The 16,343-nt window shown below is 54.7% G+C and carries 18 protein-coding genes; 3 read left to right on the top strand and 15 right to left on the bottom strand.

Translation table 11 applies throughout. From position 1 onward, the window contains the following. A partial coding sequence (locus tag AC14IB_RS03245) for a trypsin-like peptidase domain-containing protein (RefSeq protein WP_484230531.1) occupies positions 1–582 on the bottom strand: 582 nt, incomplete at its 3' end. Positions 583–792: 210 nt separating this feature from the next. On the opposite strand from AC14IB_RS03245, the gene nadB reads away from it, so the two are divergent. Continuing rightward, positions 793–2,442, top strand: coding sequence for an L-aspartate oxidase (nadB, locus tag AC14IB_RS03240; protein ID WP_484230530.1), 1,650 nt, complete (start codon positions 793–795; stop codon positions 2,440–2,442). Here the strand turns inward: nadB and AC14IB_RS03235 are convergent. Together AC14IB_RS03235 and AC14IB_RS03230 are read right to left on the bottom strand one after the other, a co-directional pair. After that, entirely contained in the window at positions 2,334–2,777 is a 444-nt protein-coding gene (locus AC14IB_RS03235; protein ID WP_484230529.1) for a YgfX family protein, read from the bottom strand. The genes nadB and AC14IB_RS03235 overlap by 109 nt on opposite strands. A gap of 40 nt (positions 2,778–2,817) precedes the next feature. Further along, positions 2,818–3,075, bottom strand: a complete 258-nt coding sequence (locus tag AC14IB_RS03230) for an FAD assembly factor SdhE (RefSeq protein ID WP_068859843.1) — start codon at positions 3,073–3,075, stop codon at positions 2,818–2,820. Between the two features lie 99 nt (positions 3,076–3,174). Here AC14IB_RS03230 and ygfZ point away from each other — a divergent pair, with 99 nt between their 5' ends. Next, the gene (ygfZ, locus tag AC14IB_RS03225) at positions 3,175–4,146 is read left to right on the top strand and encodes a CAF17-like 4Fe-4S cluster assembly/insertion protein YgfZ (RefSeq protein ID WP_484230528.1); all 972 of its coding nucleotides are present in this window, start codon (positions 3,175–3,177) and stop codon (positions 4,144–4,146) included. Here the strand turns inward: ygfZ and AC14IB_RS03220 are convergent. The 8 genes from AC14IB_RS03220 to AC14IB_RS03185 form a co-directional block, all read right to left on the bottom strand. Continuing rightward, positions 4,129–5,277, bottom strand: a complete 1,149-nt coding sequence (locus AC14IB_RS03220) for an enoyl-CoA hydratase/isomerase family protein (protein WP_484230527.1) — start codon at positions 5,275–5,277, stop codon at positions 4,129–4,131. The genes ygfZ and AC14IB_RS03220 overlap by 18 nt on opposite strands. A 12-nt stretch (positions 5,278–5,289) precedes the next feature. Further along, positions 5,290–5,970, bottom strand: a complete 681-nt coding sequence (gene ung / locus AC14IB_RS03215) for a uracil-DNA glycosylase (protein WP_484230526.1) — start codon at positions 5,968–5,970, stop codon at positions 5,290–5,292. Between the two features lie 5 nt (positions 5,971–5,975). Then, the gene (locus tag AC14IB_RS03210) at positions 5,976–6,632 is read right to left on the bottom strand and encodes a TetR/AcrR family transcriptional regulator (protein WP_484230525.1); all 657 of its coding nucleotides are present in this window, start codon (positions 6,630–6,632) and stop codon (positions 5,976–5,978) included. Positions 6,633–6,739: 107 nt separating this feature from the next. Then, on the bottom strand, positions 6,740–7,891 hold the full coding sequence (locus AC14IB_RS03205; RefSeq protein ID WP_484230524.1) for an OmpA family protein: 1,152 nt from the start codon (positions 7,889–7,891) through the stop codon (positions 6,740–6,742). A 125-nt stretch (positions 7,892–8,016) separates the two neighbouring features. Continuing rightward, positions 8,017–8,823, bottom strand: a complete 807-nt coding sequence (locus AC14IB_RS03200; protein WP_484230523.1) for a MerR family transcriptional regulator — start codon at positions 8,821–8,823, stop codon at positions 8,017–8,019. Between the two features lie 40 nt (positions 8,824–8,863). Continuing rightward, the gene (locus AC14IB_RS03195) at positions 8,864–9,127 is read right to left on the bottom strand and encodes a YkgJ family cysteine cluster protein (RefSeq protein WP_484230536.1); all 264 of its coding nucleotides are present in this window, start codon (positions 9,125–9,127) and stop codon (positions 8,864–8,866) included. 93 nt (positions 9,128–9,220) lie between these two features. After that, positions 9,221–11,395 carry a 3-hydroxyacyl-CoA dehydrogenase NAD-binding domain-containing protein gene (locus AC14IB_RS03190; protein WP_484230522.1) on the bottom strand — a complete coding sequence of 725 codons (2,175 nt, stop codon included), beginning with the start codon at positions 11,393–11,395 and terminating at the stop codon, positions 9,221–9,223. Positions 11,396–11,445: 50 nt separating this feature from the next. Next, on the bottom strand, positions 11,446–12,657 hold the full coding sequence (locus AC14IB_RS03185) for an acetyl-CoA C-acetyltransferase (RefSeq protein WP_484230521.1): 1,212 nt from the start codon (positions 12,655–12,657) through the stop codon (positions 11,446–11,448). Positions 12,658–12,867: 210 nt separating this feature from the next. Between AC14IB_RS03185 and AC14IB_RS03180 the strand changes: the two genes are divergently transcribed. Next, positions 12,868–13,176: an Mpo1-like protein gene (locus tag AC14IB_RS03180; protein WP_484230520.1), complete on the top strand. Its 309-nt coding sequence runs from the start codon at positions 12,868–12,870 to the stop codon at positions 13,174–13,176. A gap of 9 nt (positions 13,177–13,185) precedes the next feature. Here AC14IB_RS03180 and nqrM read toward each other — a convergent pair whose 3' ends face one another. The 4 genes from nqrM to nqrE are packed head-to-tail and all read right to left on the bottom strand — an operon-like array spanning position 13,186 to position 16,337. Continuing rightward, positions 13,186–13,422: a (Na+)-NQR maturation NqrM gene (gene nqrM / locus AC14IB_RS03175; RefSeq protein ID WP_484230519.1), complete on the bottom strand. Its 237-nt coding sequence runs from the start codon at positions 13,420–13,422 to the stop codon at positions 13,186–13,188. 13 nt (positions 13,423–13,435) lie between these two features. Beyond that, positions 13,436–14,473, bottom strand: a complete 1,038-nt coding sequence (locus AC14IB_RS03170) for an FAD:protein FMN transferase (RefSeq protein ID WP_484230518.1) — start codon at positions 14,471–14,473, stop codon at positions 13,436–13,438. After that, positions 14,466–15,704 carry an NADH:ubiquinone reductase (Na(+)-transporting) subunit F gene (gene nqrF / locus AC14IB_RS03165; protein ID WP_068859870.1) on the bottom strand — a complete coding sequence of 413 codons (1,239 nt, stop codon included), beginning with the start codon at positions 15,702–15,704 and terminating at the stop codon, positions 14,466–14,468. The genes AC14IB_RS03170 and nqrF overlap by 8 nt, the downstream gene beginning before the upstream one ends. Before the next feature lie 15 nt (positions 15,705–15,719). After that, positions 15,720–16,337 carry an NADH:ubiquinone reductase (Na(+)-transporting) subunit E gene (gene nqrE, locus AC14IB_RS03160; protein ID WP_068859872.1) on the bottom strand — a complete coding sequence of 206 codons (618 nt, stop codon included), beginning with the start codon at positions 16,335–16,337 and terminating at the stop codon, positions 15,720–15,722. Between the last annotated feature and the right edge of the window lie 6 nt (positions 16,338–16,343).

Here is a 16,343-nt window from a genome sequence, read left to right as displayed (position 1 = left end):
ATTGGGCAGGGCACGGGATTTGGCGCTGACAATGCCTGCCGTCGCGGAATAATCGAAGCCAAAAGGTGAACCAATCGCCAGCACGGGATCGCCCACACGAAGCTTGGAAGGATCGCCGATTTTCACCACCGGCAAATTAGTGGCAACAATCTTCAGCAGGGCAATGTCGGAACGCGGATCGGTGCCGATGACTTTCGCCTCAACCTCACGACGATCACTGAGGCGCACAGTAACTTTGTCTGCTTCATCAATGACGTGATTATTGGTCAGGACATAGCCTTCATTGCCGATGATAAAACCCGACCCAAAAGACTGCTTGTTTCGCGGCTGTTGAGGTTGTGCTTCCAGACCGTAAAAGCGGCGCAGTAGCTCCTGCATTTCATCAGCGCCGGACTCCGTCGGCTTCGCTTTGGACGTCGCACTGATGTTGACCACAGCCGGACTTGTACGCTCAACAATATCAGCAAATTCAGGCAGGGCCGCCTGCGCACTTTGCGGCACCAGCGTGACCGAGGCAGCCAACAGACAAGCCGCGAAGAGGTTTCGGTTCAATGTAGTCAGTTGCTTGTGTAACAAGGCCATGGATTTTCCCTCAATTCCTTCAAACGAAAAAGCGATCGCTAATGATTAGTCTCGGAACGACAACGCTATGAATACAATTAGGCTGACAGTAATGCTATTCAAGTAGAGATTGTTTTTGTCGTCCACCTGTCAAATCGGGTCAGCGTAATTCAGTCCCATACTATGGCATCATCGCTTTTTCATGACAGCCCTCTGGAACTTCTCCGCGCTATGACTTCATCGTTTGAGCATGATGTGCTCATTATTGGCAGCGGCGCTGCCGGCCTGACGCTAGCCCTGCAACTCGACGCCACGCTGCGCATTGCCGTGCTCTCTAAAGCCGAGCTCACGGAAGCCAGCACCTATTATGCCCAAGGGGGCGTTGCTGCCGTTCTAGACGCAACCGATTCGACCGACAGCCATGTGCAAGACACCCTCATTGCCGGTGCCGGCCTTTGCCATGAAGACAGCGTCAAACTGACCGTAGAAAATGGCCCTGAGGCCATTCGCTGGCTAGTTGACCAGGGCGTCGGCTTCACCCTCGATGAAGCCGAGCATTTACATTTGACCCGCGAGGGTGGCCACTCGCACCGCCGCATCATTCACGCAGACGATGCCACTGGCAGAGCCATTTCCACCACCCTCGTTGAGCGCGTCCGGGAATGCGCGCACATCGACCTCATGGAAAATCGGGTCGCTGTGGAGCTGATCACGACCCAAAAACAAGGCTTAAGCGGCGAGAATCGCGTTATCGGCGCCTATGTCTTGAACAAGGATACGGGCGAGGTAGAGGTCTGCCGCGCGCGTTTTGTTGCGCTCGCTACCGGCGGTGCTAGCAAGGCTTACCAGTACACCAGCAACCCCGACATCGCCACCGGTGATGGCATTGCCATGGCCTGGCGAGCCGGCTGCCGTGTCGCCAATATGGAATTCAACCAATTCCACCCCACCTGCCTCTATCACCCGCAAGCCAAGTCATACCTCATTACCGAAGCCATGCGCGGTGAAGGCGCCCTGCTGAAACTACCAGACGGCACACGCTTTATGCCTCGCTTCGATGAGCGTGCCGAACTCGCACCGCGTGACATCGTGGCACGGGCCATCGATTTTGAGATGAAGCGCTTAGGCATCCGCTTCGTCTACCTCGATATCTCGCACAAACCAGCGGAATTCATCACCGGGCACTTTCCCAACATTTACCGCAAGTGTCTGGAATACGGCATCGACATCACCAAGGAGCCGATCCCGGTGGTGCCGGCAGCGCACTTCACCTGCGGCGGCGTCATGGTCAATCATCATAGCGAGACCGACATCGCCAATCTTTATGCCATTGGCGAGACCTCATTCACCGGCCTGCACGGGGCCAATCGCATGGCCAGCAATTCGCTGCTGGAGTGCTTTGTATTTGCCATGGCGGCGGCCCGTGATATCCGAAGCAAGCTAGCGCACACGGCAGCACCACCCAGCGTGCCCGCCTGGGATGCCACACAGGTGCGCGATCCCGACGAGGACGTGGTGATTCTGCACAACTGGGATGAATTACGGCGCTTTATGTGGGACTTTGTCGGCATTGTACGCACCACCAAGCGACTGGAGCGCGCATTGCACCGCGTGCTGCTGTTACAGGCTGAGATTGAGGAGTATTACAGCCACTATCGGGTGTCGAGCAACCTTATTGAGCTGCGTAATTTGGTCATGGTCGCCGAGCTCATCATCCGTTGCGCACTCATGCGTAAAGAGTCCCGTGGCCTGCATTACACCTTGGATTATCCTCAACTCAGCGCTGAACTGGCCGACAGTATTTTGTCGCCCGAAGAGCCCTCGCGACGACGCCAGCGTAATGATACGGAAAATCGGCGCCAGTCCTCTGCGCTAAGCTGATCGGCCCAAATCACCACACGCCAGCGCTGCCCTGTGCGGCGTGTGGCTGGCTCTGCATCCATTGCCAGCGTCATCAACTCCTGCCAACAGAGCACGACAAACCCAGGCATGAGGCGAACAGGTCCATACACCTCAGCAAAATGCACGTCTCCAGTTCCTAGCTGCAAACGCCAGCCCTGAGGCGTGTGCTGAAATGACTGGATCGGCCAGGAGGTTTGCCGCTTACTGAGCTGTATAAACGCTAGCAACGGCCACAGCAGGATTAACACAAACCCAACTGCGACGGGCGGATGACTTTGTAATGCGGTACAGCCTGCGAGTTCAGCCAGACCCATGCGCCAGAGCGTCAGCCCACGCGATGGCTGTAACCTAAACTCAGCGTGCCAAACGTTGCAGGATGCGCGCGACGATGCGCTGATGACCTGCGTCTTCGGGTTGAAGATATTGCATAAGCCACGCCAGAAGATCGACATCCTCTTCTTCCAAAAAGCGTGCAAATAGCGCTTGCTCCTCAGCATCCAGGCCAAGATAGTGTTCCTCCATGAACGGTTCAAGCAGTACATCGAGCTCTTTCAGGCCCCGTCGGCACTGCCAGCGTAAGCGTTTCTCTTCTTCCGTAAACGGCCGTGTCATGAAATTCTCTACCCCAATCGGTTAAGCACGGCATTATAGAGCTTGTATTTAGCACCGTGATCCCCATTTCTCCAATCTATCCGTCGCTAAGGAGCCGTCATGTCCAGTTCGCTTGTGTTTACCTCACCTTCCGTTGAGGTGCTTGCAGCCCAGGCCGCCCTCCAAGCACAAGATGATCTTGTCTTAACGCTGCCTTGGCGCGCCCTCGCGATTGTGGGTCCGGATGCCGAAACCTTTATACAAGGCCAAGTCACCACAGATATTCGCGAAGTGTCTGCGGCACAGTCTCGCCTTGCCTGCTTACTAAACCTCAAGGGCCGTGCCCAACTTAGTGGCCGCTTACTGGCTTGGCCAGAGGGCTATTTACTCATCCTGCCGGCTGAACAGTTTGAAGCGGCGCGCTCACGTTTAGCGAAGTACGGCGTGTTTTCGAAAGTCACCTTGAGTGAAATCGCCCTTCGCATACAAGGCGTGCTGGGACGCGGCGCTCAGGGTCGCCTCGCCAGCCTAGGCTTGGCGCTACCGGAGTTGCCCGCCATCGATCAAGGCTGCTCAGGCCTCGAACTTCCCATTCGCATCCGACTTCCGGGCCTCACCCGTGGACTGCTACTAAGCTTGGCATCGGATGCTGCGCCGCTAACCGATACGGCTACGTCCTCCGAAGCGGCTGCGGCCTGCTGGGATTCAGCCAGCATTGTCGCCGGCGAGTGGATCCTGGCAGCAGCAGAAACCGAGCTGTTTCAGCCGCAGGAGATGGACTATCACGCGCTTCAGGGCGTGAGCTATCAGAAGGGCTGCTACTTGGGCCAGGAAATTGTGGCGAGACTCTATTTCCGTGGACAACTTAAAACCGAACTGAGTGCGTGGCAGTGCGAAAGCGGGCAACAATCGCTGACGGCCGGCATGGGCCTAGTCAGCGACGATGGCTCACGTGTGGGTGAAGTCATTCGCGCGGTCGCTCAGGGCCATCAGCAGTGGTTAGTGCTGGCGCAAACCAAGCGAGAGCTGGTGGCCAAGCGCCTGGATGCTGACGCTCAATCTGTGTTGAAGCGTCTACCCTTCACGCGCTAATGGATCGCGTGAGCCATACGTCTCTTCCAGATCAGCCAGCGGCTGTGTCATGCCCGCCGGCATCGCGTAATGTGCGGCCAACCACTGCGGGCTTACATCAGCCAACTGCGCCGGCTGCCAGTGCGGCGACTGGTCTTTATCAATTAAGAGCGCACGAACGCCCTCAGGAAAATCTGGGTGGCGTGCGCATTGGCTAGACAATATCCATTCCGTGCGGAAAACCTCTGCGAGACTAAGCGAGCTCGAGTTCTGCCATTGCTGCCAAATCAACGCAGCACTGGTTGGTGAGCCCGCGCGATAGGCTTGCACCGCTTTAGCTAGCCAGGGCTCCTCAGGCAACGCTGAACGCCATGCGGCATCCAGCGCATGAAGACTCTCATGATCAGTTAATGCCGTAATGGCATCCGCATGTTGCTGCAAGACACCCTCAGCCAGTGTCGGCGATGGCAAATGAGCCAAACAGGTCGACACCAGCGAGAAGGCACTCTCGGTTGTCCACGCCTGATTGAGCAGATCACTCAGCAATTGAGGCCATGATTCGGAGCTCAGTGCATGGCTGGCCAAACCTAAAGCCACGGCATCACTGGCCCCAAATTGACACGCCGTGAGCCCCATAAAGAGCCCCACACGCTTGGGTAATCGCGACAGGTAATAGCTGCCACCCACATCCGGAAATAGCCCGATGGTGATTTCAGGCATGGCCATGCGCGTCGTCTCTGTGACCACGCGAAAACTGGCCCCCAACAAGAGCCCCATGCCACCACCCATGACAACACCGGTCCCCCACACCAACAGAGGCTTAGGAAACTCTCGAATGGCATAGTCGAGTCGATACTCACGAGCAAAGAAGTATGCCGGGTAATCGGCATCACCCTCTCCCGTCCGCGCATGCTGCGTGAGCGCACGCACATCACCTCCGGCACAAAATGCCCGCTCACCTCGACCCCGCAGCAGCACCGCCACCACACGATCATCCGCAGCCCACGCCTCCAGCTGCGGTAGCAACACATCAACCATGGCGAGTGTCAGCGAATTCAAACTACGTTCTGCATCCAGGGTGGCAACGGCAATAGAGTGGCCAGACGCCGTTGCTAACAACTCGATATGTACAGGTGCTTCACTGACATGCATTGCAAAGATTCCTTATTCGGGTAATGACCAATCAATTTGGGTTTGATGCTGAAGTTGCAACCAAGCGTTTGCTTGCGAAAAGTGTCGACAACCAAACCAGCCACCGCGATTCGCAGAGAGCGGCGAGGGGTGGGCAGCACTTAAAACCAAATGGCGTTGTCGATCAATCAGTCGGCCTTTTTTTTGTGCGTATGCGCCCCAAAGCATAAAAACCAGTCCCGCGTGGCGCTGATTTAACTGTGCAATCAGGGCATCGGTAAATCGTTCCCAGCCCAACTTCTGATGCGAACCCGCCTCGCCCGCTCGCACGGTCAAGACACTGTTCAGCAGCAAGACACCTTGGGAGGCCCAATAAGATAAATCGCCATGGCATGGCTTGGGCAGCGCGAGATCTGCACTGAGTTCAGAAAAGATATTGCGTAAGGAAGGAGGTAAGACCTGCCCACGGGATACCGAAAAACTTAATCCGTGCGCTTGATTCGGCCCATGATAGGGGTCCTGCCCCAAAATCACGACGCGCACATGCTCAGGTCGGGTCGCGGCTAAGGCGGCAAATACCTGGGATGACGGGGGGTAATGAATAATGCCTGCTTGGCGCTCATGTGCCAGTACGTGTTGTAGCTCAACCGCGTAGGGTTGGCGCCATTCTTCTGCCAGTAACGTCTGCCAAGATTCGGGAAGTGCTAAGGCCATCGCCCTCACCAAAGCCCTTTCAGCTGATAGGCCACCGCATCCCGAATCCAGTGTGGAGACACCGTGGCACTGCCCTCAATAAGCCCTTCATATTCAATGCGTCGCATCGTTGCCAGCATGGAACGTGCGGCCTGCTCAGGCTGACTCACTGGCAAAAGCGCCAACCACGGCAGCATGAGTCCAATCCAACGGCGAATGACTTGCCTAACAGCCACTTGTAGGCGAGGCTCTTGAATGGCGGCGTACCAAAAGGCGTACTCAAGCTCTACCTGAGCACGATGCTGCTGCAATCGCACATCAATGTAGTTTGCTGCAACCTCCAGCAAAAGCTCATTACTGAGTGTGTCATCATAGGTTTCGCCCGCATGTTCGGCGGCACGACGTTGCTCTATGAAATCCAGACGCTGCTGTTCAACTTGACGCCAGAACGGAATGGCAAATCGCTCGATCGACTCTTCGGCAAATAACTCAAAGCTTTGGACTAACAAATCCTGAATATCTTTGAAGTAATAGGTCGTGGCCGATAGAGGCACATTAGCTGCCGCAGCCACTGCGCGATGCCTGACCCCACGCACACCATCGCGCAAGATGACATCCCAAGTTGCTCGCAAAATGGCGTCACGCCGCACTTCACCGCGTTGTTGGCGCACAACTCCATTCATAGGGCACAACCTGTCTTGCTTGAGTGTGTGAGGCACGAAGCATAGCCTGTCTATTGTCATAAACAAAAAAGGGCCGAATAGGCCCTTTTTTGATGTCTACCGCGCCATTACTTCTGGATGCGGAACTCAACGCGGCGGTTCAACTCACGACCTTCCGCTGTCGCGTTTGTAGCGACTGGACGCGACTCGCCATAGCCCGCAGCGTCCAGACGCGAAGCGTCGATACCGTAGCCTACGAGGTAGTCACGCACTTCATTGGCACGGCTACGGGAAAGCTTCATGTTGTAAGCGTCGCTGGCAACACTGTCGGTATGACCGGAAATGCTGATACGAGCGGTGCTATCCGAACGCAAGAACGCAACAACGTTTTCCATCAAACGCTGAGCATTTGCAGTCAAACGCGCCGAGTTGTTCTCAAAAGTGATATCGCGAATAGTCAGTGTCTGCTCAACCACACAGCCGTTGCCATCCACACGAGCACCCTTCAGGGTGTTAGGGCACTTGTCGCGCTCATTAACCACGCCATCACCATCGTCATCCACGCTAACAGGCACAACTTCTGGTGCTGGAGCGGGAACTTCCTTGATCACAATGCGCTCAACAGGAACTTCTTGAATGACAATCTTTTCAACCGGCACTTCACGAACCACCACTTCAGGCTCTTTCACTGGCGCACTTCCCAGGCCCATTTCCAGACCTAAGCCAGCTCGGAAATCCGTTTGGCCTTCTTGGAAATCATCGTAAACGGCACGGACTTCGCCACGTAAGCGCAGGTTATCGAAACCAAAAATGGATTTGGTAAACCCGAGACCGACGTTCAAGTACGGGGTTAATTCATCATCCTTAGTGCCAGCGATATCGTTATAGACACCACCACCACCAATAATCAGGAAAGGTGTGAACTCAGAGCGCTGACCAAACGCAAAGTGGAAATCAACACCACCACCGGTTTGGTAGTTGTCGGTGCCAAACTTACCCGTTTCAATGGTGTCACCGAAAAACTGACCTTCTACCCACAGGTTAGTGTTCAGACGGTGACCCACACCGGCTTGGTAACCAATGCTTGTGCCATCCGTACCACGCGACTTATCTGCTTCCAGATAGAAAGCACCAAAATTGACGTAGTTATCGTAGCTGCTACCAGTTTCTGTTGGTGCTTCAGCATGTGCCGAGAAAGCAGCGCCAGTCATAACAGTGGCCAGCAAAACGGACTTTACCGCAGCAGCAGCTGGCGACAGAGAGAATCGTGATGTACGCATGAGAAAACCTCTTTAACAGAATGTGGTTAATACCGCCATTTTAGACTTACGTGAAGATTACCGGAATTTACATAGGGTTAAACACCCTGTTGCAATAAACCTACAAAAAAACCGATAGAACGCCACTAATCTTTACGATCTCTTAGGCCGCCGAAAATAGCATCCATTCGCTCACCTAAATGTCGCTGAATCGCTTTTTCCATGGCAATAGCCACTTCAGCAGCCACCGCCATATCGGCCAGAGGACGTAAACGCCACACGACCTCTGCCATTTGCGGCACTTGCTCAACCGTGGGCGTTTGCGTCCCCAGAGGTTCAAACACATGCTTTACAACCAATTGAACCAGGCTATTCGCCACGGCTTCAACGTTGGCTCGCATGCCCCCAAGCAGTTCGAACAATGATGAAATAGGCACGCCCAGCTTCATCAGCTCCAGTCCGGCATTAAACAACCGCGGACTGGGCACACGAAACCGAGGGCCATCAACTTGAATCAAATTTAATTGAACCGCACGCGCAAGAGCCTCAGGTGTCATTTGCCGCCCAAACATCGACATGATTTCTGAAAGCTCATAATAAGCCGGTACATCTTCTGACCACGGCGTGGTTAAGGCCTGCTCCAAACCGAGCAATTGGCGAAGGTCGTGGCCTTTTTCCCAAGACTCAATTAATTCGGCAATATTTCCTAAACTATAACCACGAGAAAGCAGCGGACCAATCACCCGCAGTCGGGCCAAGTGTGCAGCGGAGTAAATTCCTGTGCGTCCACGAATTTCAGGGGGTGGAATGAGGCCTTTGTCTTGATATGCGCGAACATTACGCACGGTCATCTGCGCGGCCTGAGCCAACTCATCGATCGTATATTCAAGCGCGACTTTATCGGAAGTTCGATTCATCGCAGCAGCCAGGAGTTCCTGGTCGGAAGCCATCATTACCCACTGTCTCGTTGCATACAGAGAGGCACACTATACCTCAGAGTTTGTCCGGACGGGTTGCGCTTTCCAATGCATCTAACCAACGAATGGCAGCAACCGACGAATCACCACACATTTCTAAGCTGGCTTGCAGGCTGCGGCAGACAGCAGGCCGTGAAGGCAGCCCAAAGAGTAAACATAAGCCCTGCTCTGTGAGCTGAATACAGCGTGTTCCGGCAGGCTTGCCGAGGGGCATTCCTGGAATTGGGGTAGAGATGGAAGGAGCGATACAGCATGCGGCACAGCCTGCGCGACATTCCATCATCACTACTCCGAAAAGTTCGATTTTAACGGATATTGAGGACCATTAAAAAAGCTCGGAACCAGTCCGAGCTTTTTTATTCCACCTTCGTGATTACTCGAAGGTTTTTCCGGCTGCTGCCATGTCACGCAACAGTTGGGGCGGCGTGAAACGATCGCCATGCTTGGCGGCCAGCGCATCGGCACGCTGAACGAACTCAGCAACACCAACGTAGTTGATGTACTGCAGTACACCACCTGTCCATGGAGCCATGCCAATACCGAAGATGGAGCCAATGTTGGCATCGGCTACGGAGGTCAACACGCCCTCTTCGAAGCAACGGGCCGACTCAATTGATTGGCGGTACAGTAGACGCTCTTTCAGCTCCTCGAATTCTGCCTCATCAATCTGCACCTTCTCGGCTTTCGTGAAGTGCTCCACGAGGCCAGGCCAAATGGTCTTCTTGCCACCCTCTGGATAGTCGTAAAAGCCCTTACCGGTGCGCTTACCGTTGCGGCCAAATTCGTCCATGAGACGATCAATAACGGCCTCGGCAGGGTGTGCAACCCATGCAATGCCTTCTGCCGCGAGATCTTTGATGGTCTGCACGCGGACTTTACGACCCAGCTCCATGGTGACTTCATCGGTCACCGCCAACGGACCTACTGGCATCCCCGCCTGCAAGCCGGCCTGCTCGATGGTCATGGGGTGGTAGCCCTCGCCCAACATGGCGATGCCTTCATAGGTAAAGGTACCGAAGACACGAGAGGTGAAGAAACCACGCGAGTCGTTAACCACGATGGGTGTCTTGCGAATTTGCAGAACAAAATCGAAGGCCTTAGCCAGCGCAGCATCCGAGGTCTTTTCTCCGCGAATGATCTCAACCAACGGCATTTTGTCGACTGGCGAGAAGAAGTGCAGACCGATGTAGTTCTCTGGCTTCTTCGAGGCTTGCGCCAAGCCCGTGATAGGCAATGTCGATGTGTTCGAGCACATCAGCACATCCGGTAGGGCATTGGTTTCCGCTAATTCGGTAGCTTTGGCTTTGATCGTGCGATCTTCAAACACCGCTTCGATCACCATGTCGCAACCCTTCAGGTCGGCATGATCATTCGTGGTTTGAATCAGCGCCAGTGTGGCTTCCGCTTTGGCTGCATCGAGTCGACCCTTGCTAACGCGCTTGTCGAGCAAACCCTTGCTGTAGGCCTTACCCTTTTCCGCAGCTTCCCGTGTTTGATCCAACAAAACGACCTGGATACCTACGGAAGCCGCTACATAGGCAATACCCTGCCCCATCATGCCAGCACCGAGAATGCCCACCTTAGTCGCCTTCCATGCAGGATAGGTCTCTTTGCACGGACGCGAACCACCGCCATTGATCTTCTGCAAATCGAAGAAGAAAGCTTTGATCTGATTCTTGGCTTGCTTGCCACAGGCTAGATGAACAAAGTAGCGGTGCTCAATCTTCAACGCATTGTCAAAGTCGACCTGAGCGCCCTCGACCACCGACGACATAATGGCTTTCGGGGCGGGGTAATTTGCGTTTTTAATCTGCTTACGCAGGTTAGCTGGGAACGCTGGCAGGTTCATTGCTAGCGATGGCGTGGATGGCGTGCCGCCCGGCATCTTGTAGCCGGACTTATCCCAAGGCTGTTGCGCCGATGGGTTAGCCTTGATCCAGGCGCGAGCCTTCGCCAGCATATCTTCAGTGTCGGTCGCCAACTCATCAATCAAGCCAGTGGACTGAGCCTTCTCAGCCTTCATGCGCTGACCCTGCATGAGCACATTCATCAGGGCATTCTGAATGCCGAGCATGCGCGTAACGCGGGTCAGACCACCGCCTCCGGGCAACAAGCCCAGAGACACTTCCGGCAGACCGAACTCGGCCTTGGTGCCGCCGATGGCGATGCGGTGATGGGTCGCGAGCGCGATTTCCAAACCGCCGCCCAGCGCCGTGCCGTTCATGGCAGCCACGACCGGCTTGCCCAAAGTTTCTAGCTTGCGCAGCTGGCCGTTGATTTCAATCAGCTCGGCCTTCATGGCATCGGCATAGGCTGGTGTCGCCTGAATCAGCAGTCGCAAGTCACCGCCGGCGAAGAAGGTCTTCTTCGCGGAGGTCACGATGACGCCGGCGATGTCGGCTTTTTCAGCGTGCAGGCGGGCAACGGCCTCGCCCATCGACTGGCGGTACAGCTCGTTCATGGTGTTGGCCGACTGGTTAGGGTCGTCCAGGGTCAGGGTGACGATATTGTCAGCGTCTTTTTCCCAACGAATGGCGCTTTGGCTCATGGTCTTTTCTCTCAAATCCGATGATGGGGGTCGAGTGCGGAAGGCCGCACTCAGACGCGTTCAATGATGGTGGCGATGCCCATGCCGCCGCCGACGCAGAGCGTGCAGAGGGCGCGCTTGAGGCCGCGACGCTCGAGCTCATCGAGCGCAATTTGCACAATCATGCAGCCCGTAGCACCGAGTGGATGGCCCATGGCAATGGAGCCGCCATTCACGTTAGTGATATCGTGCGAGATGCCCATGTCTTTCATGAAACGCATGGCAACGGCCGCGAAGGCTTCGTTGATTTCCCAGAGATCGATGTCATCCACCGTCAGGCCGGCTTTGGCCAGCGCCTTGCGCGCAGCTGGAGCTGGGCCGGTGAGCATGATGGTAGGGTCAGCGCCACTCACGGCAGTGGCGATAATGCGTGCACGTGGCTTGAGGCCAAGCTTTTTGCCGGTGGCTTCGTTGCCAATTAGCATCAAAGCGGCGCCATCGACGATGCCCGACGAGTTAGCGGCCGTATGCACATGGTCGATCTTCTCAACCCAGTGGTACTTTTGCAGCGCCACAGCGTTAAAGCCACCCATCTCGCCCATCATCATGAATGAAGGCTGCAGACCCGCTAGCTTTTCAACGCTGGAGTCCGGCTTGATGAATTCATCTTCCGCCAAAACAACTTGGCCATTCAGGTCTTTCACCGGCACGATCGAACCCTTGAACCACCCCTGAGCACGCGCATTGGCGGCACGCTTGTTGGACTCAACGGCGAAGGCATCTACATCGGCGCGACTAAAACCTTCCAAGGTTGCGATCAGATCTGCGCCAATGCCTTGCGGCACAAAGCCCGTTTCCAAGTTAGTGGCAGGGTCCATGGCCCAGGCACCGCCATCGGAGCCCATGGGAATGCGAGACATGCACTCCACACCACCAACAACCACCAGATCTTCAAAACCCGAGCGAATCTTCATTGCACCCAGGTTGACGGCTTCCAAACCCGAGGCGCAGAAGCGATTGAGCTGAACGCCAGCCGTTTCATGTGGCCAATGCGCGGCCAGTGCAGCGGTTTTTGCCACGTCAGCACCTTGATCACCCACAGGTGTGACGCAACCCAGAACCACATCATCAACATGGTGTTTGATGGCTGCGCCGTTACGCTCTTCAAGCGCGTGCATAAGACCGACAATCAGGTCCACGGGCTTTACAGTGTGCAACGAGCCATCCTTCTTGCCTTTACCACGCGGCGTACGCACGGCATCAAAAATCAGGGCTTCCGACATGGTGGAATGTCCTCTACTGGTAAATGAGAAGTTCATGACTTTATAGTCATTTAAGCGAGGCAGACTTTGGCGTGACCGGCCAGATCACGCAATGACATGAGCTATCAAGCGCACTGACGAAAAGGCTCACGACTTGGCAAGCAGAGACGACTGAGTTACAACGCTGTCGGTGTTGACGTATTCGATGGAATTATCAGAAGAGGCCCGCCCATGAGCAGCTCCCGCTTTACCAGCTTTCGCGAGTTTTACCCCTACTACCTGCAAGAGCATAGCAACCGCACCTGCCGACGTCTGCATTTCGTGGGTACTACGCTAGTCATTGGCATTGTACTCACCGCCGTGTCGACCGGGCAGTACGCTTGGCTCTGGGCCATTCCCGTTGCGGGATACGGTTTTGCGTGGCTCGGTCATTACGGGTTTGAGAAAAACCGACCCGCCACTTTTAAGCACCCGTTTTATAGCTTGCTAGGCGACTTTGCCATGTATCGCGACATTTGCTTAGGTCGGATTAGCTTTTAACGCGGCGCATTATTTGGCGACATCCCGCCCTAGCTGAGCGGCTCGAGAGCCCGTGCTCGTCCCTTCGTTATTCTCACAACGATTGGGGTCGTCGCCGCAGATAGGGCACTCGCCATCACGCAAACCTAATTTATTTAGCCCGCCGCAGGAGCCCTTAATGGGCTCACGTCCGTTTATCACGCCCACGGCCATACCGACGATCACGAGCAAAATAAGTACGAAGCAAACTATGGCCGTGGTCAACATGCGGAAACCCCCGTTATGGCTTAAGAAAAGGTGCAAAGGCCGTAGAGTATCGTGTGTTAAAACCCTGATCACTACGCTCAACAAAATACGCGGCAAGTCCGCGCTTTTCCGCTAAGGCCAAACCTTTGTCAGGGCCCAAGACATTCAGTGCAGTCGCCCACGCATCGGCCAAGGTGTCATCACGCGCATCGGGTGATACCACGGTCACCGATACGCCCCGGTGCTGAATTGGACGGCCGGTGGCTGGGTCGATGGTATGCGAATAGCGCACCCCATTCTCTTCAAAATAGTTGCGATACGAGCCCGAGGTTGAAATCGCCGCCCCGTTGGGCAAGTTCAGAACTTGCAGGGGACGACCGCTGCCATCGGGTTGCTCAATCGCCAGTCGCCATGCTTGACCATCCGGCCGCTTACCCTGGGCACGCAAACTACCGGCAATGCCCACCAGATAATCTTGAATACCTAAGGCCTCCAGTGTGGCCGCCAAATCATCAACCCCAGCTCCTTCGCCCACGGAGGATAGGTCAATGGCCACTGCGCGCTGCTTCATCACTCGGTCAGCTTTTGCCGAAAGTGCCAGATGACGCCAACCCATACGCGAGCGCGCCTGAGCGATATCCGAATCCGATGGAACTCGGCGCGGTTTGCTTACGGCACCAAATCCCCAGAGGTCTACCAATGGCCCAACGGTGACATCGTAACGACCGTCTGTAGCTTCACTGACTTGAAGCGCTCGCTGTAAGGTTCTGCCCAAGAGCCGGCTCACCGGCTGCCACGTCTGTAATGGCGCGGCATTCAAGCGCATCAACTCGGTGTCTGTTTGATAGGTGGACAACACAGCATTGGCTGCATCTAAGCGGGCTTGCATTTGCTTTTGTAGGGCGGTAGCCGTCATGCCATTTGGCAGCTCAGCCACTTGAACCTGCCAACGCATGCTGTAAAAAGCGACGCCAGAGACCGCGATGGGCGGCGGCGGCGGATTACTGCAACCGGCCAACAACGCCAGTATCAGTAAGAAACCCGCACGCAACCCGTGCAACGAATTAACCACCAAAATCATCAAGCAGAATGTTTTCGCGATCTACGCCCAAGTCCTCAAGCATCTTGATGACAGCCGCGTTCATCATGGGTGGACCACACATATAGAACTCGCAATCTTCGGGCGCAGGATGATCCTTCAGATAGTTCTCATAGAGCACGTTATGAATAAAACCCGTCATGCCCGTCCAATTATCTTCAGGCTGGGGCTCAGATAGCGCGAGATGCCACTGGAAACTTGGGTTCTCAGCGGCCAGCTGATCGTACTCATCGACGTAGAAGGTTTCACGCAGCGAACGTGCGCCATACCAAAAGCTGATTTTGCGCTTGCTCTTCAAGCGTCGCAGCTGATCGAAAATGTGCGAGCGCATGGGTGCCATACCCGCGCCACCGCCAATAAAGATCATTTCAGCTTCGGTATTTTTGGCAAAGAAATCACCAAACGGACCGAAGACCGTGATCTTGTCACCGGGCTTGAGGGAGAATACATAGGAGGACATCTTGCCAGGCGGAATTTCATTGAGCTGGCGCAACGGCGGTGTGGCGATACGGATATTGAACTTTAAAAGACCCTTCTCATCCGGGTAGTTCGCCATGGAGTATGCGCGAATGGTGGTTTCGGTTGTCTTGGACTTAACGCTAAAGAGATTGAACTTTTCCCAATCAGCGCGGTATTCCGGCTGAATGTCCATGTCTTTGTATTCGCACTCGTAAGGTGGAATTTCCAACTGCACATAACCACCGGCACGGAAATGCACATCCTCGCCTTCAGGGAGCTTGAGTGTTAGCTCCTTAATAAAGGTAGCTACGTTTTCGTTAGAAATGACTTCGCACTCCCAACGCTTCACGCCAAAGAGCTCTTCATCTAGCTCAATGTCCATATCTTGCTTAACTTGCAGCTGACACCCTAAGCGCCAGCCTTCTTTAATTTCACGCTTGGTAAAGTGCGGTTCTTCGGTTGGTAAAATGTCGCCACCACCCGACTTCACTTTGACTCGGCACTGGCCGCAAGAGCCGCCACCACCGCAGGCAGACGACAAGAAAATCTTCTGATCGGCCAAGGCGCCTAAAAGCTTGCCGCCGCTTTCAATTTGAATGCGTTTTTCGGCATCGCCATTAATGTCGAGAACCACATTACCAACGGACACTAATTTGGCACGAGCGCCCAAAATCACCAACACCAAGCTCACCACGATACCAGTGAACATCAGCATACTGAGCAGCAGAATATATTCAGTGGACATGACCTTCCCCTCTCCTTAGAGCTGTATGCCAGAGAACGACATGAAGCCCAGCGACATCAGGCCCACGGTAATAAACGTAATGCCCAAGCCCTTTAGACCGGCAGGCACATCACTGTATTTCAGCTTCTCGCGAATACCCGCCAACAGAGCAATAGCCAGCGCCCAAGAAAAGCCCGCGCCAATGCCAAAGACCACACTTTCTGGCAAGTTGTACTCGCGCTGCTGCATAAACAAAGCACCACCTAAAATGGCACAGTTCACGGTAATCAACGGTAAGAATATGCCCAGCGCGTTATAAAGCGACTGAACATACTTATCGAGAAACATCTCCAAAATTTGCACAAAGGCCGCGATGATGCAGATGTAGACCATGAGCGCGAGAAAGCTCAAATCCACACTGTCGGCGTCGGTCATTCCGGTCCATTCAAGGGCGCCGGCTTTGAGCAAATAGTTAAACGCCAAGTTATTGATCGGCATGGTCAAAGCCATGACCACGACCACGGCGATCCCCAACATGATGGCCGTTTGAATTTTCTTGGATATCGCTAAGAACGTGCACATGCCTAAGAAGAAGGCTAGCGCCATGTTCTCAATAAACACTGAACGCACAAAAAGACTGATGTAATGTTCCATGATGGC

The sequence above is a fragment of the Perlucidibaca sp. genome, from assembly GCF_057084925.1.
This window is presented reverse-complemented; position numbering and strand designations above follow the sequence as displayed.

Coding starts and splice junctions, on each gene's coding strand:
- nadB (WP_484230530.1), top strand. CDS start 793: ATGACTTCATCGTTTGAGCATGATGTGCTCATTATTGGCAGCGGCGCT.
- AC14IB_RS03235 (WP_484230529.1), bottom strand. CDS start 2,777: ATGGGTCTGGCTGAACTCGCAGGCTGTACCGCATTACAAAGTCATCCG.
- AC14IB_RS03230 (WP_068859843.1), bottom strand. CDS start 3,075: ATGACACGGCCGTTTACGGAAGAAGAGAAACGCTTACGCTGGCAGTGC.
- ygfZ (WP_484230528.1), top strand. CDS start 3,175: ATGTCCAGTTCGCTTGTGTTTACCTCACCTTCCGTTGAGGTGCTTGCA.
- AC14IB_RS03220 (WP_484230527.1), bottom strand. CDS start 5,277: ATGCATGTCAGTGAAGCACCTGTACATATCGAGTTGTTAGCAACGGCG.
- ung (WP_484230526.1), bottom strand. CDS start 5,970: ATGGCCTTAGCACTTCCCGAATCTTGGCAGACGTTACTGGCAGAAGAA.
- AC14IB_RS03210 (WP_484230525.1), bottom strand. CDS start 6,632: ATGAATGGAGTTGTGCGCCAACAACGCGGTGAAGTGCGGCGTGACGCC.
- AC14IB_RS03205 (WP_484230524.1), bottom strand. CDS start 7,891: ATGCGTACATCACGATTCTCTCTGTCGCCAGCTGCTGCTGCGGTAAAG.
- AC14IB_RS03200 (WP_484230523.1), bottom strand. CDS start 8,823: ATGATGGCTTCCGACCAGGAACTCCTGGCTGCTGCGATGAATCGAACT.
- AC14IB_RS03195 (WP_484230536.1), bottom strand. CDS start 9,127: ATGGAATGTCGCGCAGGCTGTGCCGCATGCTGTATCGCTCCTTCCATC.
- AC14IB_RS03190 (WP_484230522.1), bottom strand. CDS start 11,395: ATGAGCCAAAGCGCCATTCGTTGGGAAAAAGACGCTGACAATATCGTC.
- AC14IB_RS03185 (WP_484230521.1), bottom strand. CDS start 12,657: ATGTCGGAAGCCCTGATTTTTGATGCCGTGCGTACGCCGCGTGGTAAA.
- AC14IB_RS03180 (WP_484230520.1), top strand. CDS start 12,868: ATGAGCAGCTCCCGCTTTACCAGCTTTCGCGAGTTTTACCCCTACTAC.
- nqrM (WP_484230519.1), bottom strand. CDS start 13,422: ATGTTGACCACGGCCATAGTTTGCTTCGTACTTATTTTGCTCGTGATC.
- nqrF (WP_068859870.1), bottom strand. CDS start 15,704: ATGTCCACTGAATATATTCTGCTGCTCAGTATGCTGATGTTCACTGGT.
- nqrE (WP_068859872.1), bottom strand. CDS start 16,337: ATGGAACATTACATCAGTCTTTTTGTGCGTTCAGTGTTTATTGAGAAC.